Genomic DNA, 23807 nt, shown 5'->3' with positions numbered 1-23807 from the left:
AGTGGGATCTCCCCTCAAGAAGAGGGGAGTGGTAAACCTACGCTCTGGCTAGTATAAAACGCCCCATGGTTTGTTTCATGGCCGCGCTTTGACTACTGAGCTCTTCTGCAGCAGCAGCGCCTTCCACAGAGCCAGATGCATTTAACTCCACCACATCACCAACAGATACCATCGATTGGGTCACTTCATTCACCGCAAGAGCTTGCTCCCCACTTGCGGAGGCGATTTTTGCCACGATGGATGAGGTTTCAGTGATACCATCAAACACGGCTTGTAAGGACTTGTCTGTGTTTTCAGCGATGGTCACGCCATTTTCTGTTTTACTTGATGACAGTTGTATTAATTTGGCGGTTTCTGCGGCGGCACTGGTGCTTCTAGAGGCTAAACCTCGAACCTCATCAGCCACAACGGCAAAGCCTCGTCCTTGCTCGCCAGCTCTAGCCGCTTCAATGGCAGCGTTTAGGGCCAGTAAGTTGGTTTGTTCCGCGATTTCATCAATCGTTTTAATAAAGCCCGCAATGCTTTCTCCAGCCTCGCTAATCTCTTTCATTGCCATGACCATCTCTTTCATATGAGCTTGTCCTTGTGTCACCGCTTGCTGAGCTTGTTCTGCCAGTATATTCGCTTTTTTCGCATATTCTGCATTCTCACTGGTTTGTACGGAGAGTTGTTCCAACGCGGCTGAAATGGTTTGTAGATTATCTTTTTGTTTGTTGGCGCCTTCTGCAAGAGAATGGCTAAAGGTAGAAACTTGTGAACTGCCAACCGCGATTTGATCGCCAGCGTTTTGGATTTCCATCAGAATAGCGTTGAGGTTCTTCACCATATCTTGCAGTGCTTTTCCAAGACTGTCTTTGTCTGAGGCCAGTTGGACGTTAGAGGATAAGTCTCCGTCGGCAATTTTTTGCGCTAAGACGGCTTTTTCTTTTAGGCTTTTGACCATGTTACGGATGGCCGCGTATAAACTTGCTTCTTTCTCATTGTTATTTTGTAACTCTACTTCTAAGTCTCCCTCAGCGACACTTCTAACGACTCGTGTGACTAAGGCTGGGTCGCCTCCTAGCTGGGTAGTGGTTGCCCGAGTAATGAAAAAGGCCACCGTGATACCCAATATAATCGCCACCGCCACGATGACTTCGATAAAATAGACAGACAGAGTATTGCTTTCTACTAAGTGGGGACCAAGTTTATCCTGAGCATTTTTAATGGATAATTTAAGATCTTCTGTGGCTTTCGTCACAATAGCACCAACGGGATTTAACTTGTCGCTAATGATGGTGTTACGATCCTGAATGACGTTTACGACGCGATTAAAGGCATCTTTGTAAATTGTTATATCTTGAATTATCTTATTGAGTTGTGTTTTGTCGCTGGAATTATTTAGTTTTTCACTGAGGCTTTTTAGTTTTTTATTAAGATCCGAAAACTCTTTGTTGACTCTGTCTACCGAGCTTTGCTGATTCGATTCTAAAAATTTTATTACATATAAACGTGCAAGCAGTAAACTTCTTATTGATAATGCAGTATCGTATGCGGCTTCGGTATCGCCTGCATTTTTGACAGACAGCAGTAGGGCTGATAGTCTTTTTTCAATCTCAGGACCTTTACTATTTAATATGTTATCAACAAGCTCGTTTCTTTGTTTTTTTAGCGTGACAACTTTGTCAAATCCACTGATGTAGACACCTAGAGAGTCTTTTAGGTGCTGGATCGTTTTTAGATCTTGTGCAGTATTTATGCCGTTAATGGCTTCATCTATGGAGTGTTGAGTGTTCTTAAAATACGTATCAAACGCTTCTTTCGCTTGCGAGTTACCCGTTAAAATAAAATCTTTTTCTTTGTTTCGGGTCGTGAGCATATTTTCCTGAATCTCGCCTACTGCGTTAGAGGCTCTCGCTAGTGAACGATATTCATTAAAACCACTTGAAGCATTATTTAGAGAAAAATAGGCGGTCCCACCGACCAATGCTAATAAGACAATGACAAGTAAAAAGCCTAGATAAAGCCTTTGAGAGAAGTTGAACATGATCATACCTTCTTATTAATTGTTGTCATATACTATCTTCGGCTAAAAATAGAAAGTTGATAGAATCAATAAGAAATGAATTGTTTTTATTTGTCATATCTTGTAAGTGTTTGATGTTTTTTTTGTTTGTTAGTAATGATGCGTTGATTAAATAATTTTTTGTGTTCTTATGTGTGAAAAATAAAAAAACACCTGAGAAAATGGTGTTTTTCGTTGAGCTATTAGAAACAGATAGGGCTCTAATTTATGGAGTTAATCCTAATAAACTAGCTAAATACCCCCTCCCTTATTCTCTCCTCAAAAAAGGGAGGGAATAAACAAAAACACCAGCCGAAGCTGGTGTTTTCAAACGCATCTATCATAACTCAAACGCTATCGTTGAGCCTTTTTAAAGGCATCAATCAGTGATTGAGTGGACCCATCCAGTGCACTGTTGTCGCTATCGCTAACAAGGCGTTTGTAGATGTCGGTTCCTAGTACTTTACCCAGTTCAACGCCCCATTGATCGAATGAGTTAATGCCCCAGATAGTGCCTTGTACAAATGTACGGTGCTCGTATAGGGCGATTAAGGCACCCACTGTGGCAGGTGTCATTTTGTCTGTCAGTAGGGTGTTGCTAGGGCGGTTGCCTGGTATGACTTTATGGGGCGCAACGGCATCTACCTGTTCAGGGGGCACCCCTGCGTCACGCAGCTCTTGCTTGGCTTGCTCAAGGCTCTTGCCGACCATCAACGCTTGTGATTGACTTAAGCAGTTGGCAAACAGGTGAGTGTGATGCTCGCCAATGGGGTTGTGGCTGGTCAAGGGGGCGATAAAGTCCACAGGCACAAGGCGTGTCCCTTGATGTAATAGCTGGTGGTAAGCGTGTTGGCCATTGGTACCTGCGCCACCCCAAATGATAGGGCCTGTGTCGGTTGTTACGCCATCGCCATTTAATAGGGTCGATTTACCATTGCTTTCCATATCGAGCTGCTGGATATGCGCAGGCATGGCGCGTAGGTAATGATCGTAAGGAATCAAAGCATGAGTTTGGGCGTTGTGGAAATTGATATACCACACGCCAAGTGCGCCCATGATAACGGGAAGGTTTTCCTCAAACGGTGCGGTGCGGAAATGTTCGTCCATTTGATGCGCGCCATCAAGCAGTTCGTAGAAGTTGTCCATACCGACAGCAATGGCAACGGGCAAACCGATAGCGGACCAGAGTGAGTAACGACCACCTACCCAGTCCCACATTGGGAAGATATTTTCTTCGGCCATACCGAAATCAACGGCTTTTTTCACATTAGAACTGACCGCGGCAAAGTGCTTACTGACGTTATTTTGTGAGCCGCCATTGCCAAGAAACCAATCGCGCGCTGCGTTGGCGTTAGACAAAGTTTCTAAGGTGCCGAAGGTTTTTGATGAAATGACAAAAACCGTCGTCTCAGGATTGAGTTGCTTCAGTTTGCCACTGATGTCTGAGCCATCGATGTTGGCAACGAAATGAACCTTAATGTTGTCTTTTTTGTAGGGAGTTAACGCTTCCGCTACGACTTTTGGACCAAGGTATGAACCGCCGATACCGATAGACACAACATCTGTGATGCGCTTACCTGTATAGCCTTTCCATTCGCCACTGTGCAGTTGCTTAACAAAGGTTTCCATTTGCTTAAGGGTCGCGCGAACCTCAGCGAGTACATCGACACCGTCTACCATGAGGCTTTTTTGCGCCTGGCTGGCACGAAGAGCGACGTGTAAAACTGAACGATCTTCAGTACTGTTGAGGTGTTCGCCACTGAACATTTTTTTGATAGCGCTTTCTAGACCCGCTTCTTTTGCTAAGTCTATGAGCAGCGCTAATGTTTTATCGCTGGCGCGGTTTTTGGCGTAGTCCAATGTCCAGCCAGCGGCGTGAGTCGTGTAGTTTGTGGCTCTTTGTGGGTCGTTGGCAAACAGGGATGCTATATCAACAGAGGCCATTTCTTTCTGGTGCTCTGTTAATGCTTTCCAAGCGGTTAATTCTGTGGGTGAACGCATTACAATCTCCCTTGGTCTCAAAGTGAATTAGGCCAGCTCTATACGCAAGTTATCAATCAGGCGTGCTTTGCCTAGGTATGCCGCAGTCAAAATGACCAGGCGCTTCTCTTCTTCTGACGGTGTTTGTAAAGTATCTTGTGCGCGGATTTCAAAATAATCACGACGGAAACCAGCTGCTTCAAGCTTCTGTTGAGCTTGTTCGCAGATGTCCTCGTGACTCGCACGGTTTTCTATTAGCGCATCTTTTGCCCACAATAGGGTTTGGTATATTGTGGGGGCAATGCGTCTTTCTTCTTCTGTTAGATAGCCGTTACGCGAACTCATGGCAAGGCCATCTTCATTGCGAGCGGTATCGACGCCAATAATGCGCACGTTAGAGCTTAGGTCGCGCACCATGTCCTCAATGACTTTTAATTGTTGAAAGTCTTTGTTACCAAATATGGCACAGTCTGGCTGAACAATATTAAACAATTTTGTTACAACTGTGGAAACACCAACAAAATGTCCTGGACGAGACGCACCACAAAGAATATCGGAAATGCCGACAACTTCAATTTGAGTTTGGCTGCGTTTGCCATCTGGGTACATTTCTAATGCATCCGGTGCAAACAGGTAGTGGCAGCCGTTGGCTTCAAGAACGCGTTTGTCTTCTTCTAAGGTTTTTGGGTAGCGTTCTAAATCGCTTTGATCTGAAAACTGCATGGGATTAACAAAGATGGAAGAGACGATGATGTCTCCTTCTTGTTTTGCTTTGCGAATCAGTGACATGTGACCGTCATGCAGGTTGCCCATAGTTGGGACAAATGCGATACTTTTGTCTTTCAAGCGTTCTATTTTGAGTGCAGCGCGAAGCTCGGCAACCGTATGGAATGTTTTCATGATTTAAATCCGTGCTCAGGTCCTGGAAAAGTAACGTCTTTGACTTCTTGTACGAAGGCTTCAAAGGCTTGTGTCACATTGCGACCGTCAATTAAAAAGTTTTTTACGAATTTTGGTGTATGGCCTAGATTGACGCCAAGCATATCGTGCATGACTAAGACTTGACCATCAGTATGGTGTCCAGCTCCAATGCCAATAGTAGGTACTGGGACGGCTTCAGTTAGCGTCTTACCCAGCTCAGTTGGAATGCATTCATAAACAAATAAGTCAGCTCCCGCTTCCACTAAAATCAAAGAATCCGCCAATAAAAGGTCTGCGGCTTCTTGGCCTTTGCCTTGCACTCGGTAACCACCAAACTTATGTACGGACTGAGGAGTGAGGCCTAAATGAGCGCAGACAGGAATACCTCGTTGGCTCAACAGTTGTATGGTTTCTGCTAACCAGCTGCCGCCTTCTAATTTGACCATATGCGCGCCCGCTTGCATTAGCTTGGCGGCGTTATCCAAGGCTTGTTTAGGGTCGCTGTAACTCATAAAAGGCATGTCGGTAATAATGAGCGCATTAGTGTTACCGCGCTTAACTGCTGCTGTGTGATAGCACATGTCTTCGATGGTGACGGGTAAGGTGCTGTCTTGACCTTGTACAACCATGCCTAGGGAATCCCCTATCAAGATGGTTTCTACGCCAGCAGCGTTCATCACATTAGTAAATGAGGCGTCATAGCATGTTAGGCAGGTGATTTTCTCTTTATCCGCTTTCATTTTTTTAAGCGTTGATAAGGTAACAGGCTTAGTAAGCTTTCTTTGAGAGTTATCTGAGTACATAGTCTATTCTTCTTCATCAATAGACACCAGATCGCTGGTATCAAGTTGGTGTACATGCTCCTTAACGGTGTGTCCGTTGGCAAGGCGCAATTCTGGGGCAAGATCCATCAGAGGGCGGATGACAAACCCTCTTTCTAGCATATAAGGGTGGGGAACCGTAAGGCGTGGGAGTTGAATATGTTCGTCGCCAAATAATAGTAAATCAAGATCCAGTGTTCTCGGCCCCCAGTGGCGCTCTCGAATTCTATGGTGTGCCTGTTCTATGCTTTGCAACACATCTAATAGGGCAATAGGTGAGAGTGCAGTATGGCACGAGGCAACGGCATTCACATAATCTGGTTGATCTTGAGGGCCAACTGGTTTGCTGGAGTACAGAGAGGAAACCCGAACCTGCTGCAGATCAGGGTGTGTTTGTAAAGCCAATATGGCGCTTTTTATTTGTGCCACAGGGGTTTCAAGGTTGCTACCCAGTCCAATATAAACAAGTGTCACAAAGGCTACCTCTTATTCTTATTCGTTTGATGCTTCTCGACGTGGCGCGTTGCTTTTTCTGCGACGGCGAGGACGGCGTTTTTTGGCCGCTTCTTTATCGTTAGCGCGAGCATCGATGCTTCTAACCAAGTCTCTTTGCTCTTGCTCGTTAGCAAATTGGAAGGCTTCCCACCAAGCGCCAAGTCCCCCCAGATTAGTGCCACTTAACTCACGGATTAGCAAGAAATCAAAGGCGGCACGAAAACGTGGGTGTTCAAGTAGGATAAAGGCACGTTTACCATAGCGCTTAGGTAAGCGGAATTGCATGTCCCAAATTTCCCGCATGGGCGTAGAGAAACGTCTTGGGATGGCAGTAGAAGCCACTTGATTGTCTAAGACCATATTGGCCGCTTGGTGAAGTGCCGGTGTGGCTGGCATGCCTTGCGTTTGAAATTCTTCATGGCGTAGCGCTACGCTTGGCCACAGCATAATCGCGTATAAAAAGTAAGGGGCGGTGGTTTTGCCGCTTTGGATGCGTTTATCGGTATTTTCTAAGCCTTGCAGAATGAAGGCCATTGGGTCGATATCATCGCGCTTCCAACCACTTTGCAATAGTGCTTCCGTATCAGGAAATAGGTACTTAAATAGACCGTATTGTCTGAGCAAATGGAAGGTTTTGACCCCATTACCACTGCCGAGTAGTTTTAAAACTTCTTCAAACAGGCGAGCGGGGGGGATATGGTCTAGCAAATGCGCCATTTCTTTTATGGGGGCGGCGGTCTCTTCTTCTATTTCAAAGTCTAATTTTCCGGCAAAGCGGATCGCCCGTAGCATACGCACGGGATCTTCTTGATAGCGTTGACGGGGATCACCGATGATTCGGATGTGTTTGTTCTCAATGTCAGCTAGGCCACCACAGTAATCATGAATACTGAAATCTTTGACATTGTAATACAAGGCGTTAAAGGTAAAGTCGCGGCGCTCTGCATCTTCTTCAATGCTGCCATAGACATTGTCACGTAGAACAATGCCATGAGCTGAGCGGGCTGAATCTTTGCCCTTAAGGGAGTCTTGCGGTTTATCTTTTTGAAAAGTGTCATCGTCTTGAGCGCTGTTAGCTCTAAAGGTCGAGACTTCAATGATCTCGCGGCCAAAGGTTACATGAACCAGTCGAAACCGTCGTCCGATCAAACGAGAGTTTGAGAATAAAGCGTTGACCTCTTCCGGTGTGGCGTTGGTGACCACATCAAAATCTTTTGGGATAACGCCGATTAGGTGGTCGCGGATACAACCGCCGACGAGGTAAGCGTCAAATCCCGCTTTGTTCAAGCGATATAAGACTTTCACGGCGTTGGGACTTAAGTTCTGACGAGACAGACTATGGTCACTGCGCGAAATGATAATAGGGTAAGTCTGTTCCTTTTTAGGGGCAAACAGTGAAGAGGCTTTACGTACCAGAGATTTTAATCCTGTAAGCATTAGACAACAAATTTTTAAGTTAACAAAAACCGTATTCTACACGTGTGAGGCGAAAGTTACACGGATAATAGAGTATCTGGATTAAGCGAATATGACGTAGATAGAACAGAAAGGCGAGTAATATATCGGGTAACCCCCGAAAAACAAAATAATCGCTTTGGATACATGAAGATACTAGTTCCGAAAACAAAGTGGGTGCTGCTTCAGCAGTTCTACTCAGGTTTTATTTTTATTATTGCAATGTTTTCATTGCCCGAAGGCTTATATATCTAAAAAAATCAATTATCCAAAGCGATTTTCCATCCATAGCCTCAAATTTTTATTTTTATTTTGAGAGGCTATGGTATTCCTATTTGTTATTTTTATTATTAAGAACATACGACGACTGATTAACTTATTTTTATTCTTCGTCAATCTTCTTATCGTTGTGATCTATATAGAGCATGAGTTGTGCCAAAAAATATAATGCATTGAATTTATTAAGTTTTATGTTTTTTCTGTACGCTTTATTTGCAAAATTCCTATTTTTTACTGTGTATTTTAGTATCAAGTGTTACTTATTTTCTGTTACTTGTCTTGGTATGCCAAGCTTTTGTCGTCTTTCCCACAGGCTTTTTCTGGATATGCCCAAAGAATGTGCAAGTTGGGTCTCTGTCATTTTATGTTGGTGCGAGAGGACGAAATGCTTAAAGTAATCGTCAAGTGTCGTACCTGTTGATGGTGTCATTGATGAGTGCGCTTCCTCCCGAGCTGTTTCAATTTGCTGTGCGTGGCTGGCGGCTTGGCTGGTATGCCGAGATGAAATCTTCAAGTTAGCCGCTTCGATTTTATTGGCAGGGCTTAAGATAACGGCCCGTTCAATGGCATTTTCGAGTTCTCGAACATTGCCTGGCCAATGGTGTGCACGAATCGCTTTATCAAAGTTTTTGTTATAGGCCAGTAAAGGACGATTGTGCTTTTTACAGGCTTTTTCCAATAGGTTTTTGGCGATCATAGAGATGTCATCCCCCCGTTCTCTGAGTGGTGGGATGATTAGCTCCATGACGTACAGGCGGTAGTATAAATCCTCACGGAATTGCCTGCGTCTTACCATGTCCATTAAATCTCTGTGCGTTGCGGTGATCAATCGGATGTCTACTTTGGTCGCCTGTACAGCACCTACGCGACGGATCTCTCCTTCCTGTAGCACACGCAATAGCCTAGCTTGGGCTTCAAGGGGAAGCTCACCAATTTCGTCTAAAAAGAGGGTGCCATGATCAGCGGCGTAAATCAGGCCGTCTCGGGCACTGGAAGCCCCGGTAAAGGCGCCTTTTTCATGACCAAAGAGCTCAGATTCGATAAGGTTTTCTGGTATGGCAGCACAGTTTACGCTGATCAGTGGTTTGTTGTTGCGTTTGCTTAAATCATGGAGGGCTTTGGCAACCAGCTCTTTACCAGTACCCGATTCGCCACGAATTAATACGGTTACATCCGTGCTGGCCACTTTGCGTATGTCGCTAAAAAGCTCTTCCATTGGTGGGCAGCGTCCGATAATGGTGCTGTCCTCGTAGCCCAATCGCATGGATTGTTCTTCTTGTTCTGAGCGAGCAAAAAGCAGAGGTGCTTCTTTGTTCGGTTTACTGTCTCTGTTAGTTTCGCTTGCGATGTCGTCTTGGCTCGGAGTATTTTCCAGTGCGTCAATAACGTGTTTTAGTAAGGTTTCAGAATCCGTCGGAAGGGGTAAGTAATACTTGGCCCCTAATGACATGGTTTGTACCGCAACATTAAGGCCAGGTTTTGTGTCTAATACTATCCTTGGTGGGGTGTTTTCCAATTGCTGTGGCGCTGCCTTGATAAGACAGTCGTTATCCACAAGTAGAAGATCAAAGTCTTTCAGTTCATAAAATTTGTGAGCCTGTTCAAAAGAGTGGCTTAGGTTGACTTGAAACCCATAGCGAGACAACCATTTGTCTGCTTCTTTTAGCGGCGAATGATCAGGACTTATTATCATTATGTGATGCATTATGTCACCTCTTGTAACCAGTGCAACGATTATACACACTCGTTGTCCCTTGAATAGCAAAAAATAAACCTATGAGGATGATAGGACGGTTGGGGTTGTAAGACGATGGGTGAAGGTTAGAGGAAATGGGTGTCGTTGGCTTGTAAGGTCATGATGCGTTGTTTGCTGAGCGTTTTGGGTGACCATTGAGGAATAGCTTGTGCTAGCGTTTCTTGAATGCTTGTGGTGTGATCGGTTTGGATGCCGAGGTAATACATAACGCGCTTTAACGTCGCCAAGTCACCATTTGGAATGGCTTTGGCGTGGTTTTGCTTGCTGATTTTTTCTTGCTGCTCATTAACAATTAAGGGAATGTGACAAAGTTTAGGAGGCGGCCAGCCAAATAGGTCGAACAGGTATAATTGCTGTGCCGTGGTATCGATTAAGTCTGCACCACGTACCAAATGTGTGATGCCTTGTAAGTGATCGTCAATCACCACGGCAAGTTGATACGAAAAGTAGCCATCTTTGCGTTTTAATATGGGGTGGTTGCCCGTTAAATCTTGTTCGAATAGTAAGATGCCTTGTATGGCATCATGACAACGGTACACATCATTTTGTGTTTTTAATCGCCAGGAATGTGGCTTATTGATCGTGCTTTGGCAAATGTCAGGGTGTCTGCCTTGGTGCTCAATAAGGGATTGGCGAGTGCAGTTACAAGGGAAAACGCGATCTTGTTGCTTAAGTTGGTCTAAATAATGTTCGTAGAGAGCAGAGTGGGGGAGTTGAAAGCGTACAGGTTCATCAGAGATTAGCTGATAACTTTTTAGGGTGGCAAGCATCTGCTCCGCATATTCGGGTTTGCAGCGTACACCATCCACATCTTCAATGCGGATGAGCCAAGTACCATTGTGCTGTCGTGCGTCCAAGTAACTGGCGACAGCGCATAACAAAGAGCCAAAGTGAAGCGGGCCGGTTGGCGATGGTGCAAAACGGCCTCGGTAACGCGACGACATTGGCTTAGCCGCCGATTTGTTTCTCTTTGATTTCGGCCAATGTCTTACAATCGATGCATAAGGTGGCGGTTGGGCGAGCCTCTAGTCGGCGAATGCCGATTTCAATGCCACACTCATCGCAGAATCCATAATCATCTTCGTTAATGCGTTCAATGGTCTGAGAGATCTTTTTAACCAATTTACGTTCACGATCACGAGCGCGCAATTCCAAGCTAAACTCTTCTTCTTGGCTTGCTCTATCATTCGGATCCGCATAGTTAACCGCTTCCTCTTTGAGGTGATGTACAGTACGGTCAACCTCTTCCATTAGGCCTTGTTTCCAATTGAGCAGTATGCTTTTAAAATGCGCCAACTGGTTCTCGTTCATGTATTCTTCACCTTCCTCAGCAACGTAAGGGGTGAATTCTTTCATTAAAGATTCCGGGTTCGTATTTGGCATACGCATAGCCTCATTTCGCAGGTGACCTTGTATGGTAACCTGTAAACTAAAAAGATTAGGTGGTTTATTTTTCGGGCGGAAACTTACCAGATAATTTTACTATTCACCACATTTTTTGCTCAAAATTTCATGAAAATATGTAACGGAATTAGGAATACGTCAATGAAGCAAGCTCAATTAGCGCGTCGAGTCAGTAAAATCGCACCTTTTCAGGTTATGGCTGTTCTGGATAAGGCCAAGCAACTTCAAGCGAATGGTCACGATGTGATTCATCTTGAGGTGGGGGAGCCAGACTTTGTTGCCCCGAGTGAAGTGAGCGAAGCGGGAGTGCGAGCCATTCAGCAGGCGCAAACGGGCTATACTTCGGCAACAGGGTTGCCAGAGTTGAAACAGGCGATCAGCCGTTATTATTCTTCTCGTTACAAGGTATCTGTGGCTCCTGAACGTATTATCGTCACGCCCGGTGCATCAGGGGCTTTGCTACTCATGGCGTCTCTGATGGTAAATGAGGGAGATGAAGTGATCATGCCAGACCCTTGCTATCCCTGTAATCGACACTTTTTGTTGCAGGCTGGAGCACGAGCACAATTGATAGAAACCTCACCTGATGACGAGTTTAAGATTGATCTGGATGAGCTAGCGCAACATTGGTCATCGACGACCGCTGGTTTGTGGTTGGCTTCACCTGCTAATCCAACGGGTGCGGTATTGAGTCGTGCCTATGTCGAGAAAGCTTGGCAGACAGTGAAGGCGCTGGGTGGACACCTGTTGGTCGATGAGATTTACCAGGGGCTTGTTTATGATGGAGATGATTTCACCGCTTTATCGGTGGACGATAACCTTTTTGTTATCAATAGCTTCTCTAAGTATTTTGCCATGACAGGGTGGCGATTAGGTTGGATAGTGGTGCCAGAGTGGGCGGTTGAAGGGGCGACAAAGTTAGCGCAAAATCTTTTTATCTGTGCCCCCGCCATGTCGCAATACGCTGCTTTGCACGCTTTTGATGAGAAAGTGTTGGCGGAATGCGAAGCACGTCGAGAGCGATTAAATCAGCGTCGCCTGACGTTATTAAAAGGTCTGGAGCGCATTGGCCTGCCGGTTGTTACACCAGCTCAAGGCGCATTTTATGTGTTTGTTGATGTGTCTTCAGTCACGTCAGACGCGATGACTTGGTGTTTAGAGCTTTTAGAGCAAGAGTATGTGGCATTAACACCAGGAGCCGATTTTGGTATAGCAAATGCGCACCAGTATGTGCGTTTTGCTTATACTTGCGAGAAAGAAAGATTAGTAGAAGCCATCGCTAGGATTGAACGTTTCATGCAATCCTAGCGATTTGACTGGGGCTGGTCGTGGGGGATTTAACTCTTTTTCATTGGCCTTTGTCTCGCTTTATTAGCCTTTGCGTCGCATTAAATAGAGCGCAGCCAAAGTGCAAAGTACAATTGGAATACTGACACCGATGACAGGAGGGAAGTGGGCGGCCACGCTCATTTGCCCAAAGAGGTTTAAGCCATTCTGGAACGCTAATCCGATCATCACCCCTGAGAAAATGCGCCCTCCCATAGTGGATGAGCGTAACGGACCGAATACGCTGGATAAGGCAACCAACACTAAAGCAAGTGAACCTAATGGTCGCAGTGCTTTTTGCCAGAACTCCAAAGCGTATTGAGAGGCGTCTTGGTGTTGCGCTTCCAAGTAGTTTTTATAGTTTGATAGCTGCGAGAGCGACAACGAGTCAGGATCCTGTGAGGCTAAGAACAAATGTTCAGGTTTAATACTGACGCTCCAGTCCATGGTTTTAAAGGACTTGGCTTCTGTATGATCGGGGAAAAACAGCGTTTCGCGGACATTATGTAAAGTCCATTGATTACCCGATTTGTGAGTTGCGGTATCGGCTCGGATGACCCGTTTCAAAGTTTCATTTTCGGGGGTGTAGACAATAATGCCGTACAGTTTTCCAGTATTGTCGGCCGCGTTAATGTAGACGAATTTTTTATCGGCTTTAAGCCATACCCCGCCAGTTAGCGCGAAGTTGGTGTCTTGTTGGTCGCGGATTTGTTCGATTAAATTGGCTTTTTGTTCGGCAACGGGCGCGACGTATTCAGAAATGGCTAAACCGATCAATGACACCAGCAAGATGGGCTGGCAAGCTGCCAACCCTATACGCCAGATAGGCAAGCCAGCCGCGCGCATGACGGTTAGTTCTGATGTTGAGGCCAGGGTGCCGAGTCCCATTAGTGTGCCGATCAAAGAGGCGATAGGTATGTATTGTGCAAGTTTCCCCGGTAGGCGAAAAAACAGTACTTGCAGTAGGGAAGAAATGGGGTAATGGTCATCAACCTGTTTAATCTTGTCGATAAACGTTAAAGCGTAATCCAGTCCAAGCAGTACAAATATGACGATTAAAAACGCCCATAAAACGCTAGTAGCAATGTATCTATCTATCTTATTCATGAAGTTGGCTCATTTGTGCCTGAGTTGCTTTGATTGGATCCCGGTAGTCTGGCTTTGCGGCGAAAAAATACTTGGTTGTATTGAAGAAAGAGGCCTGCGGCAATGAGTGCAAATATGCCATGTATCCACCATAATCCATAATCGATGGGGATAGTGCCTTTTTCAAGAGCTGTACGCCCCCAAATGAGAAGGGCGATGTAGAAAATCATTAGAATGATGGCAGGCATCATTTTGAAAAAACGCCCTTGTCGTGGGTTCACTTGACTAAGTGAGAGTCCGATGATGGCGAGAATGGGGATCATGATGACGAGTGATATTCGCCATTGAAGCTCAGCGACGTCTTTGGGAACGTTACTTTTTAATAAGTATAAAGTGCTGCGCGTTGTTGGGTCGGTAATGGCTTCAGGAGCGTTTTGCTTTAGGCGCATGGCATAGGTGTCAAATTTGGTAACACGGTAGTTGGCGGTGCCGGGGATGCCTTCATATCGAGTGCCATTTTTAAAGACTAGGTAGTCCAACCCTTTATTACTTTTCATTTTTATTTCTTCGGCGTAGTCGGCCATCAAAATAGTGGGGACGTTGATGTTATTTTTACGCGTTAAACTGGATAAAAAGATTTGATTCATCCAGCCTTCTTTTTTGGTAAAACTGTCAATGTAGGTAGTGCGTTGTCCGTAGCCTTGAAAGCGTCCAGGTTGGAGAAAGTCAAAAGCGGATAGTTGGTCTTGTTCTTGAGAGGCTTTTTCCGAATTGTATTCACTGGTTGGCGCTAGCCAAAAGTTCAGTGTCGCGCTCATTAAGCCAACAATCAGGGCGATGCCAAGAGTATATGACGCCAGTTTGAGTTTGCTTATTCCGCAGGAAAACAACACCGACATTTCATTTTCTATGTATAAGCGACCAAATGCCAATAGCAGAGAAAGGAAAAAGGCCAAAGGCAGGATCATTTGTATAAAGCTAGGTGTGTGGTAGCCAAGAATGATAAATAAGAATTTGAAGGTCATCTTACCATCTGTCGTACGGCTTAAATAGTTGACGAATTGGCCGCTCAGGATGACGATAAGCAAAATGAAAGTCACGCCAGCAGTTGACATCAACACTTCTTTCGCCAAGTATCTAAATAATCTCAAAGTCACCTCAGTTGGATAGTGCTTTCTTTGTGCAGAGTTGAATACAAATTAAAGACCCCCATTATCTCGTGCTAAGAAGAAGATTATCCAGTTTTTTTTGCAAAGTTATTTTAAGGAATCTTTCATGAATACGGTTTTATTCGATCGCTTGTCTAATGTTCAAGCAGATTTGGTTGTCGCCTTTGTTCCAAGCGAAGGAGAATTGCCAGAATCAAGCGCTTGGGTTGATGCGAATTCTGACGGTCAACTCACCTCACTACGTGAAAGCGGTGTTTTTAAAGGCAGCCTAGCGCAGACGTTATTATTGCCAAGCCTATCCGCCGACTTTGCCCAGGCCGTTTTGTTAGTGGGCGTGGGCAAAAGCGCGTCATTAAGTGATATGCAAGCACGCAAAGTTGTGGCGGCTATTGCGTCACAAATCAAGTCTTTGCCTTATGCGACAGTCGCAGTGGCAAACGCTGCATTAGGGTTTAAAGGTCGCTCTGCAGGAGAAACTATTGCGTTGGTCGCGCAATGGTTAAACGAAGGCTTTTATAACTTCCTTGGCTTTAAACAAGATGATGCTGAGAAAACGTCAAAGGTGGAGACCTTGATGATCGAAGGCAGCGATGAAGCGTCTCTTGCCATTGGGGTAGCAACGGCAGCCGGGTCTGCCTTTACTCGTCAATTGGGCAATCTGCCAGGCAATGTTTGTACACCAAATTACCTTGCGTCAAAAGCGCAAATGTTGGGTGAAGAGTACGGTGTTGAGGTTGAGCTACTAGACGAAACCAAAATGGATGAGCTAGGCATGCATTGTATGCTGTCTGTCGGTCGTGGTAGTGACCAGCCTAGCTATTTGATTGTTATGCATTATCGTGGTGGTACAGAAGACGAAGCACCTCACGTATTGTTAGGTAAAGGAATTACCTTCGATACAGGTGGTATTTCTTTGAAACCTGGTCCTAAAATGGACGAGATGAAGTACGACATGTGTGGTGCGGCCAGTGTTTTCGGTACCATGAAGGCAATTTGTGAGTTGAAGCCTAAACTGAATTTTACGGCGGTTATTGCGGCGGCTGAAAATATGCCAAGTGCACGCGCGACTAAGCCTGGCGACATCGTCAAAACCATGTCGGGTAAAACGGTTGAAATCTTGAATACCGATGCCGAAGGACGCTTGGTGTTGTGTGATGCGTTGACTTACATTGAACGCTTTAAACCGCAGTCGGTAGTGGATATTGCGACGTTGACTGGTGCGTGTGTCGTAGCGTTAGGTGGTGTGAATTCTGGAATGTATGCAAACAATGAGGCGGTTGCTTCTGAATTGAAAGCTGCCAGCCAAATTGCCGCCGACAAAATCTGGCAAATGCCACTGGACGAAGAATATCAGCAACAGCTTGATAGTAACTTCGCCGACATCGCCAATATTGGTGGCCCTGAAGCGGGCTCAGTAACGGCCGCGTGTTTCTTGTCTCGCTTTACCGAATCTTACCCTTGGGCACACTTGGATATCGCTGGTACGGCATGGACTGGTGGGGCTGCAAAAGGGGCAAGCGGTCGTCCTGTAGCCTTACTGACACGCTATTTATTGGCGAAAGCACAGTAGTCGAAACACGGCAACCGAAAGCTTCAATAAAGAAACCTTTCGATTTAGTCTTTGTTTGTCGCGCAGGTTAAGAAAAAAGCAGTCTCGATAAGTCGTTACTGCTTTTTTTATGAAAAGAATGAAGGAGATAGATAGCTCATAGGAAGAGAAACACTGAGAAGTCCGTTTACTGTGTCAATATAGGGTAGACATTTATTTTCGGGAATGCGAAAGTTAACTGATGTGTTAGGCCGTTTTGTCGACCTGTTGGTTTGTTTTTATCCTCCTTTTAACTTAACGAACTCCTGTAGTTTTGGTTGATGTTTTATGTCTGAATTAGCCGCTCATTATGAAGAAACCACATTAGAACCGGATGAAAATACCTTGATCAATGCGCTGCGTAATCAAGATGACATTCCGATTTTGATGGATGTTGTGACGGACAAAGAAGATATTGACGTCAGTGACAACGAGTTTGCTCATCCCGCTGCGACGTCCTCAGAACCAATGGGATTAGCGGAACTGGTTGCTGAGGACCTTAGAGAAGATCAAAATACGAGACAAGAGGAGGCGATAAGCCAAACGAATGACCAAGAGGATCATTCGGATATTCCCGTATTAACGACCCCAGAGGCAGCTCCTGCAGGCTTTACGCCAGCACAACAACCCCCATTGCAAAACGAGTCAATGTACCAGAGGTCGCAGCAAGCGGCGGGCGAGCAATCTGAATTGCAAGAGGCAATTTCTATTGCGTTGGCTGAAGTGTTGCAAAGACGCTTGCCTGAGTTAGTAGAAGAGGTGTTGCACTTAGTGAATGAGCAAATGTCGAACAGAAAATAAAGGCCTAGCCGGACACTCTTGTTCCGAATGCGAGGTTGCTAACCTCAAACAGCTTGTTATTCAAATGAGTCAGGTTATTCTTTATCTGACCATGACACGTTATAATCCACCAATTACATTTACCGCTACATAAGAGCTTTAAGACATCATAATGGAAAAAACCTACCAACCACAAAGTATCGAACAGCCTATTTATCAACGTTGGGAAGAAGAGGGATATTTCTCGCCTCAAGGTTCCGGCGTGCCTTTTTCTATCATGATTCCGCCACCTAATGTCACTGGTAGCCTGCACATGGGTCATGCGTTTCAGCATTCTTTGATGGATGCCATGATTCGCCGTGAGCGTATGAAAGGTAAACGTACCTTGTGGCAACCAGGTAGTGACCATGCAGGTATTGCTACGCAGATGGTGGTCGAACGTCAATTGGCGGCACAAAATATCACTCGCCATGATCTGGGGCGTGAAAAATTCTTAGAAAAAGTGTGGGAGTGGAAAGGTCAGTCTGGCGGTACCATTTCTGACCAGATGCGTGTCTTAGGGGATTCGGTAGCGTGGGACAAAGAGCGTTTCACCATGGACCCTGGCATGTCGGCGGCGGTTCAAGAAGTGTTTGTACGTTTGTTTGACGAAGGCATTATTTACCGTGGTCAACGCTTGGTTAACTGGGACCCCGTTCTACACACGGCCATTTCCGATTTAGAAGTCATCTCTGAAGAAGAAAACGGCTTTATGTGGTACTTCCGTTATCCGCTTGCGGATGGGGTGAAAACCACTGATGGTAAAGACCATATTGTCGTGGCAACAACTCGACCAGAAACCATGTTTGGTGATGCGGCCGTCGCGGTGGCGCCCGATGATGAGCGTTTTACTGATTTGGTGGGCAAATTTGTTGAGTTACCCTTGGTTGGGCGTCGTATTCCAATTGTGGCGGATGAATACGTTGATAAAGAATTCGGTACTGGCTGTGTAAAAATCACACCTGCCCATGACTTTAATGACTATGAAGTGGGCAAACGTCATGATATGCCATTGATCAATATTTTTACTGACGATGCGAAAATAAATGATATCGCCCCAGAGAAATACCGGGGGATGGATCGTTTTGATGCGCGTAAAGCAGTAGTAGAAGATTTTGATGAGCTAGGTTTACTTGAAAAGGTAGTCGATCACAAGTTGAAAGTGCCACGCGGTGAGCGTGGTAACACAGTGATCGAACCTTACTTGACGCAACAATGGTATGTGGCGGTTGAGACTCTTGCTAAACCCGCCATTGAAGCGGTTGAAAACGGCGACATTCAATTTGTCCCCAAACAGTGGGAAAACACCTATTTTTCTTGGATGCGAGATCTACAAGACTGGTGCATCTCTCGTCAGCTTTGGTGGGGGCATCAAATTCCGGCTTGGTACGATGCTGAAGGCAAACATTATGTCGGCATGAGTGAAGACGATGTACGTGCTAAATATGGTTTAGCGGCGGATCTTGAGCTGACTCGAGACGAAGACGTATTAGACACTTGGTTCTCTTCCGCACTTTGGACCTTCGCGACACAAGGTTGGCCGGAAGAAACACAAGATTTTAAAGACTTCAGTGAATCCGATGTGTTGGTAACAGGCTTTGATATCATTTTCTTCTGGGTGGCCAGAATGATCATGATGACCTTGAAGTTCACCAACAAGGTACCATTCAAAACCGTTTACATTACTGGTCTGATCCGTGATGAGCGCGGCGACAAGATGTCCAAATCGAAAGGCAACGTCATTGATCCATTGGATTTGATCGGCGGTATTGATATCGAGTCTTTGGTGAAAAAGCGCACCTACGGTATGATGCAGCCGCGTCTTGCTGAGAAAGTTGAAAAGAACACCCGCGAAACCTACCCAGAGGGCATTCAGGCGTATGGTACCGACGCTTTGCGCTTTACCCTTTGCTCGCTTGCTTCTGGTGGCCGTGATATTAAATTCGACCTCAACCGTTTAGAAGGTTATCGAAACTTCTGTAACAAAATTTGGAACGCAACCCGTTACGTTCTGATGAACACAGAAGACCAAGACTGTGGCCAAAATGGTGCAGAAGTGGAATTGTCTGTAGCCGATAAGTGGATTATCTCTCGTCTACAGCACGCTGAAGAAGCGGTAAATCGTGCCTTTGATACACACCGTTATGACTTGGCAGCACAAGCTCTATACGAATTCATGTGGCATGAGTACTGTGACTGGTACTTGGAGCTGTCTAAACCGGTACTTTGGGATGAAAATGCAACGCCAGCTCAGCTAACAGGGACTCGTCGTACCTTGGTTCGCGTATTAGAAGCCTTCTTGCGTTTAGCACACCCTATGATGCCATTCCTAACGGAAGAAATCTGGCAACGTGTTGCGCCGCTAGCGGGAGTGGAAGGTGAGACCATTATGTTGGCGTCCTACCCAGAAGCTGAAGAAGCTAAGAAAGACGCTCAATCCGAAGCCGATGTGGAATGGCTGAAAGGGGTGATTGAAGGCGTGCGTAATATTCGTGGTGAAATGAATATCGCCCCATCTAAACCGCTAGATGTTTTATTCCGCAATGGTTCTGAGCAAGACAAGGCCCGCCTTGAAGCGAACTTGGCCTTCTTGCAAAAATTGGCAAAACTGGAAACCATCACTTGGCTAAACGCTGGCGATGAAGCACCTATGTCCGCAACGGCTTTAGTCGGGGACATGGAAGTGTTAGTGCCAATGGCTGGATTGATCGATAAAGATGCCGAAATCGCGCGTTTGCAAAAAGAGATTGATAAAGCGACTAAGGATCTTGAGCGCATTGAAGGCAAACTATCTAACGAGAGCTTTGTGGCTAAAGCGCCAGAGGCTGTGGTAGCGAAAGAGCGTGCTAAATGTGACGATCTGAAGCTGGTGGTCAGCAAATTAGAAGAGCAAAAAGCCAGTATAGAGTCTTTATAATTGGCTGAATGCGCGAAAACAAGGCACCTTTGGGTGCCTTTTTCTATGAATCTTGAATTGCAATAGTGTAGGGCTTAAATAGAATGAGAGTCGTCTCAAAAAAATAAAAATAAGTAGTAGAGGTAATTCGGTGTGGAAAGAGTGATTGGGAAAGTTAAGTGGTTTAATGACTCCAAGGGCATTGGTTTTATCAAACGAGTAGGTGAGAGCGATGTGTTTGTGCACTATAAGTCTATTCAGACAGAGGGCCATAAAACCTTACGCAAAGGTCAAGAGGTTAGCTTCACTTTAGAGACAACGGAATTTGGGATTCAGGCGATGAATGTCCAGATAGAGAGTACGCCAGCAACGTCTAAAAAATCCCAGAGTGAAGCGGCTCAAGCCAATGGTTAACATTCTTTGCACGACCTAATGCGGTATAAAAGTAGACTCAACATGCTATATGATGCGTAAATATTGATTCTTGCCTGCTTTTTATTTCGCTGGTTTTTGTCTGTAGTGTCGTGCAAAGCTTTCTGTTATTGGTCTTGTTTGGTGAGTAGACGATGGGCCAATCTAACAAAGTCAACTGGCGTTAAAATACCCACCAATTTATTGTCTTCGATGACAGGGAGGCAGCCATATTTGTTTTCGATAAAAAACTCGGCCGCCACATCGAGGTCCGTGGTTGGGGTGATGGTTAAAATATCGGTATTCATGGCTTTTGCAACGGGCGTTTGCTCTTCTTTGTGACTGAGCTGTTGCGTCCCGAATTGGCTGACCAGATAAAACGCATGGCGTAGGTACTCTCGTTGCGTTAATAGGCCGATGCATTCTCCTAGATCATTCGTAATGGGTAGATTGCGAATGTTTTTATTGTGCATTAATGATTTGGCGGTGGCCAAAGAGTCGTCCTCTTTTAGTGTGACAAGTTGAGTTGTCATCAAATCCGCGACTTTCATCATATTGTCGATCTCCCTATTTTCCTGTTTAAAGTATCAATTAGTTTGGTGTAAGCCTCGTCGAAAGGCAATTCGTTTGCCATGAATAAGATCAATGTTAAGGCGATTATATAATGAACGATGAAATATGGATGCAACAGGCACTGTTATTGGCCGAAAAAGCGGCGTTTGAAAATGAAATTCCAGTTGGAGCCATTGTTGTGTTGGATGGGGAAATCATCGGTGAAGGCTATAATTCTCCCATTTCTCAATGCGATCCTACCGCACATGCGGAAATTCAAGCGATCCGAGATGCTTGTCAACGGATGAATAATTATCGCCTTCCTGGTGCAACTTTGTATGTCACCTTAGAGCCTTGCCCCATGTGTGCTGGTGCTATCGTGCATTCAAGAGTGGCGCGAGTGGTGTACGCCGCCACTGAACCCAAAAGTGGCATAGTGGAAAGCCAAGGGCGGTTTTTTGATGCGCCTTTCTTGAATCATCGAGTAGACGTTTGCTCTGAAGTGTTGGCGGAAGCGGCATCGCTGCAATTGACTCAGTTTTTTCAGTACCGCCGGGAGCAAAAAAAGAAACTGAAACAGCAAGCCAAACGCGATTTATAGGGATTTCTACCTCATTTACTGTAGAAATGTCATACTATGCTAGCCTCTATTTGCCTCCTTGCTTTAAAATACCCGCACCATTTCCCCAAAACTACCAAGTGAGGCAACATACAACATGCTAACCCTGCATGGTTCCGCGGCGCTATCGGCGTTTCGCAAAGCAAAGTTATTAGCCAATATGCAAGCGTCTGTGCCATCTGTTATTGATGTCGACGCGCAGTTTCTCCATTTCGTGGAGCTGGCTGATGACCAAACGCTTTCCGTTGAGCAGCAAACTGTCCTGCAACGTGCTCTAGCCTACGGTCCTAAATCCTCCCAAGTCAGTTCATCTGAGCAAAGTGTTCTAGTGGTTCCGCGTTTAGGCACCATTTCACCTTGGTCATCCAAAGCAACCGATATCCTTCATAACTGTGGCCTTACCGTAGTCTCTCGTGTTGAGCGCGGTGTGGAATACTTTATCCACAGTGCTGTGCCATTAACGACAGAAGAGTTGGATCTATTGTCTGCTATGTTGCATGACCGCATGACAGAAAGTGTGTTGTCTGCATTGAGTGATGCGGCCGACTTATTTTCTCATGCTGAACCCGCACCGATGACAAGTGTGGACGTGTTAGGCGGTGGCCGTGCTGCGTTGGTTGAGGCAAACCAAACGCTTGGGCTGGCACTGGCTGAAGACGAAATTGATTACCTAGTTGACTCTTTCATTGAATTGGGTCGTAACCCAATTGACGTAGAATTGATGATGTTTGCCCAAGCAAACTCTGAGCACTGTCGTCATAAAATCTTTAATGCGTCTTGGACCATTGATGGCGAGGAGCAAGAACGCTCTTTGTTCAAAATGATTAAGAACACCCACGAACATAACCCAGATGGCACTTTGTCGGCTTACAAGGACAACGCCGCTGTGATGGAAGGTCACTTTGGTGGTCGTTTCTTCCCGTCTCCAGAGACTCGTGAATACAATTTTAGCCAAGAAAACATCGACATTTTGATGAAGGTGGAAACCCACAACCACCCAACGGCGATTGCTCCATTTTCTGGTGCAGCAACCGGATCAGGTGGTGAGATTCGTGATGAAGGGGCTACCGGTGTTGGCGCAAAACCAAAGGCAGGTTTGAGCGGCTACACGGTATCCGACCTGAAAATTCCAGGTTATGAACAACCTTGGGAAAGCCAATATGGCAAGCCTTCCCGCATTGTGACGCCATTAGACATTATGATCGAAGGGCCGATTGGTGGTGCGGCGTTTAACAACGAGTTTGGTCGTCCTAATCTTCTGGGTTATTTCCGTACTTACGAACAAGAAATCCAAGGTGCTTCGCAAAAAGAAGTGCGTGGTTATCATAAGCCAATCATGTTGGCGGGTGGTATCGGTAATATTCGTCGTGAGCACGTTGAAAAACAAGAGATCAAAGTCGGTGCTAAATTAATTGTTCTTGGCGGTCCTGCGATGTTGATCGGCCTTGGCGGAGGCGCGGCGTCTTCTATGGCATCGGCTGATGGAAACGAAGACTTGGACTTTGCCTCTGTTCAACGTGGTAACCCAGAAATGGAACGTCGTTGTCAGGAAGTCATTGACCGTTGCTGGCAGCTGGGTGACAAGAACCCAATCAGTTTTATTCACGATGTGGGAGCGGGTGGTTTATCTAATGCTTTGCCTGAATTGGTAAAAGATGGCGAGCGTGGCGGTAACTTTGATCTGCGTAAAGTCCTAAACGATGAGCCTGGTATGTCCCCGTTGGAAATTTGGTGTAACGAATCTCAAGAACGTTATGTTCTTGCAGTGTCACCGGATCGCATCGAAGAGTTCACTGCGATCTGTGAGCGTGAACGTTGCCCATTTGCCATTGTTGGTGATGCAAAAGAAGAGAAACATTTAGAAGTTGCCGATCCGCATTTCGACAACAAGCCAGTGGATTTGCCAATGTCTGTGTTGTTCGGCAAACCACCAAAAATGCATCGTGAAGCGAAGAAAGCCGTGATTTCTGGTGATGACTTCACTGCAGAAAACGTGGATTTAGCGGAGGCCGCAAAACGTGTTCTGAGTTTGCCTACGGTCGCAAGCAAAAACTTCTTGATCACCATCGGTGACCGTTCTATTACTGGTATGGTGGCTCGTGATCAAATGGTAGGTCCTTGGCAGGTGCCAGTCGCAGATGTTGCGGTAACCACGTCTTCACTTGAAAGCTACACGGGTGAGGCCA

Annotated in this window: 19 protein-coding genes (1 of these 19 cut by a window edge); 7 read left to right on the top strand and 12 right to left on the bottom strand. The window is 45.7% G+C overall.

Annotation, left to right across the window (positions count from 1 at the left end; translation table 11 throughout):
- Positions 1-37 precede the first annotated feature (37 nt).
- From AC0VYI_RS22535 to dksA, 9 genes are all read right to left on the bottom strand, one after another.
- Complete coding sequence (locus tag AC0VYI_RS22535; RefSeq protein WP_475445731.1) at positions 38-2026, bottom strand: methyl-accepting chemotaxis protein; 1989 nt, start codon at positions 2024-2026, stop codon at positions 38-40.
- Between the two features lie 372 nt (positions 2027-2398).
- Positions 2399-4045 carry a glucose-6-phosphate isomerase gene (gene pgi / locus AC0VYI_RS22530; protein ID WP_475445729.1) on the bottom strand — a complete coding sequence of 549 codons (1647 nt, stop codon included), beginning with the start codon at positions 4043-4045 and terminating at the stop codon, positions 2399-2401.
- A gap of 27 nt (positions 4046-4072) precedes the next feature.
- A complete protein-coding gene (panC, locus tag AC0VYI_RS22525; RefSeq protein ID WP_199478713.1) occupies positions 4073-4924 on the bottom strand; it encodes a pantoate--beta-alanine ligase in 852 nt (283 codons plus the stop codon).
- Entirely contained in the window at positions 4921-5748 is an 828-nt protein-coding gene (panB, locus tag AC0VYI_RS22520; RefSeq protein WP_475445727.1) for a 3-methyl-2-oxobutanoate hydroxymethyltransferase, read from the bottom strand. The genes panC and panB overlap by 4 nt, the downstream gene beginning before the upstream one ends.
- A gap of 3 nt (positions 5749-5751) precedes the next feature.
- Positions 5752-6240, bottom strand: a complete 489-nt coding sequence (folK, locus tag AC0VYI_RS22515; RefSeq protein WP_475445725.1) for a 2-amino-4-hydroxy-6-hydroxymethyldihydropteridine diphosphokinase — start codon at positions 6238-6240, stop codon at positions 5752-5754.
- An 18-nt stretch (positions 6241-6258) separates the two neighbouring features.
- Positions 6259-7698 carry a polynucleotide adenylyltransferase PcnB gene (pcnB, locus tag AC0VYI_RS22510; protein WP_199478710.1) on the bottom strand — a complete coding sequence of 480 codons (1440 nt, stop codon included), beginning with the start codon at positions 7696-7698 and terminating at the stop codon, positions 6259-6261.
- A gap of 553 nt (positions 7699-8251) precedes the next feature.
- Entirely contained in the window at positions 8252-9700 is a 1449-nt protein-coding gene (locus AC0VYI_RS22505; protein ID WP_199478709.1) for a sigma-54-dependent transcriptional regulator, read from the bottom strand.
- Between the two features lie 116 nt (positions 9701-9816).
- Entirely contained in the window at positions 9817-10695 is an 879-nt protein-coding gene (gluQRS, locus tag AC0VYI_RS22500; protein WP_475445722.1) for a tRNA glutamyl-Q(34) synthetase GluQRS, read from the bottom strand.
- A 4-nt stretch (positions 10696-10699) separates the two neighbouring features.
- Positions 10700-11134 carry an RNA polymerase-binding protein DksA gene (gene dksA / locus AC0VYI_RS22495; RefSeq protein WP_199478707.1) on the bottom strand — a complete coding sequence of 145 codons (435 nt, stop codon included), beginning with the start codon at positions 11132-11134 and terminating at the stop codon, positions 10700-10702.
- A gap of 162 nt (positions 11135-11296) precedes the next feature.
- Between dksA and AC0VYI_RS22490 the strand changes: the two genes are divergently transcribed.
- Positions 11297-12463, top strand: coding sequence for an aminotransferase class I/II-fold pyridoxal phosphate-dependent enzyme (locus tag AC0VYI_RS22490; RefSeq protein ID WP_475445721.1), 1167 nt, complete (start codon positions 11297-11299; stop codon positions 12461-12463).
- Positions 12464-12526: 63 nt separating this feature from the next.
- On the opposite strand, the gene lptG is transcribed toward AC0VYI_RS22490, so the two are convergent.
- Positions 12527-13588 carry an LPS export ABC transporter permease LptG gene (gene lptG / locus AC0VYI_RS22485; RefSeq protein WP_475445720.1) on the bottom strand — a complete coding sequence of 354 codons (1062 nt, stop codon included), beginning with the start codon at positions 13586-13588 and terminating at the stop codon, positions 12527-12529.
- Positions 13585-14724, bottom strand: a complete 1140-nt coding sequence (gene lptF / locus AC0VYI_RS22480) for an LPS export ABC transporter permease LptF (protein ID WP_475445718.1) — start codon at positions 14722-14724, stop codon at positions 13585-13587. The genes lptG and lptF overlap by 4 nt, the downstream gene beginning before the upstream one ends.
- A gap of 118 nt (positions 14725-14842) precedes the next feature.
- Between lptF and AC0VYI_RS22475 the strand changes: the two genes are divergently transcribed.
- The 4 genes from AC0VYI_RS22475 (at position 14843) to AC0VYI_RS22460 (ending at position 20453) form a co-directional block, all read left to right on the top strand.
- Complete coding sequence (locus AC0VYI_RS22475) at positions 14843-16306, top strand: leucyl aminopeptidase (RefSeq protein ID WP_475445717.1); 1464 nt, start codon at positions 14843-14845, stop codon at positions 16304-16306.
- Between the two features lie 306 nt (positions 16307-16612).
- The gene (locus tag AC0VYI_RS22470) at positions 16613-17125 is read left to right on the top strand and encodes a hypothetical protein (protein WP_475445715.1); all 513 of its coding nucleotides are present in this window, start codon (positions 16613-16615) and stop codon (positions 17123-17125) included.
- Positions 17126-17276: 151 nt separating this feature from the next.
- The gene (locus AC0VYI_RS22465; protein ID WP_475445713.1) at positions 17277-20060 is read left to right on the top strand and encodes a valine--tRNA ligase; all 2784 of its coding nucleotides are present in this window, start codon (positions 17277-17279) and stop codon (positions 20058-20060) included.
- Positions 20061-20192: 132 nt separating this feature from the next.
- The gene (locus tag AC0VYI_RS22460) at positions 20193-20453 is read left to right on the top strand and encodes a cold-shock protein (RefSeq protein WP_325097344.1); all 261 of its coding nucleotides are present in this window, start codon (positions 20193-20195) and stop codon (positions 20451-20453) included.
- A gap of 125 nt (positions 20454-20578) precedes the next feature.
- Here the strand turns inward: AC0VYI_RS22460 and AC0VYI_RS22455 are convergent, their stop codons facing one another.
- Positions 20579-21004, bottom strand: a complete 426-nt coding sequence (locus tag AC0VYI_RS22455; RefSeq protein WP_199478700.1) for a CBS domain-containing protein — start codon at positions 21002-21004, stop codon at positions 20579-20581.
- 110 nt (positions 21005-21114) lie between these two features.
- Here AC0VYI_RS22455 and tadA point away from each other — a divergent pair, with 110 nt between their 5' ends.
- Positions 21115-21603: a tRNA adenosine(34) deaminase TadA gene (gene tadA / locus AC0VYI_RS22450; protein ID WP_475445711.1), complete on the top strand. Its 489-nt coding sequence runs from the start codon at positions 21115-21117 to the stop codon at positions 21601-21603.
- A gap of 115 nt (positions 21604-21718) precedes the next feature.
- Positions 21719-23807 carry the 5' portion of a phosphoribosylformylglycinamidine synthase gene (gene purL, locus AC0VYI_RS22445; protein WP_475445709.1) on the top strand. The gene runs 1811 nt beyond the window's last position, so the window shows 2089 of its 3900 coding nt (coding positions 1-2089); it begins with the start codon at positions 21719-21721; the stop codon falls past the right edge of the window.

The organism is Marinomonas sp. 63XJN7_9_ISO-PGPR-S23-217 (genome assembly GCF_056173515.1).
This window is presented reverse-complemented; position numbering and strand designations above follow the sequence as displayed.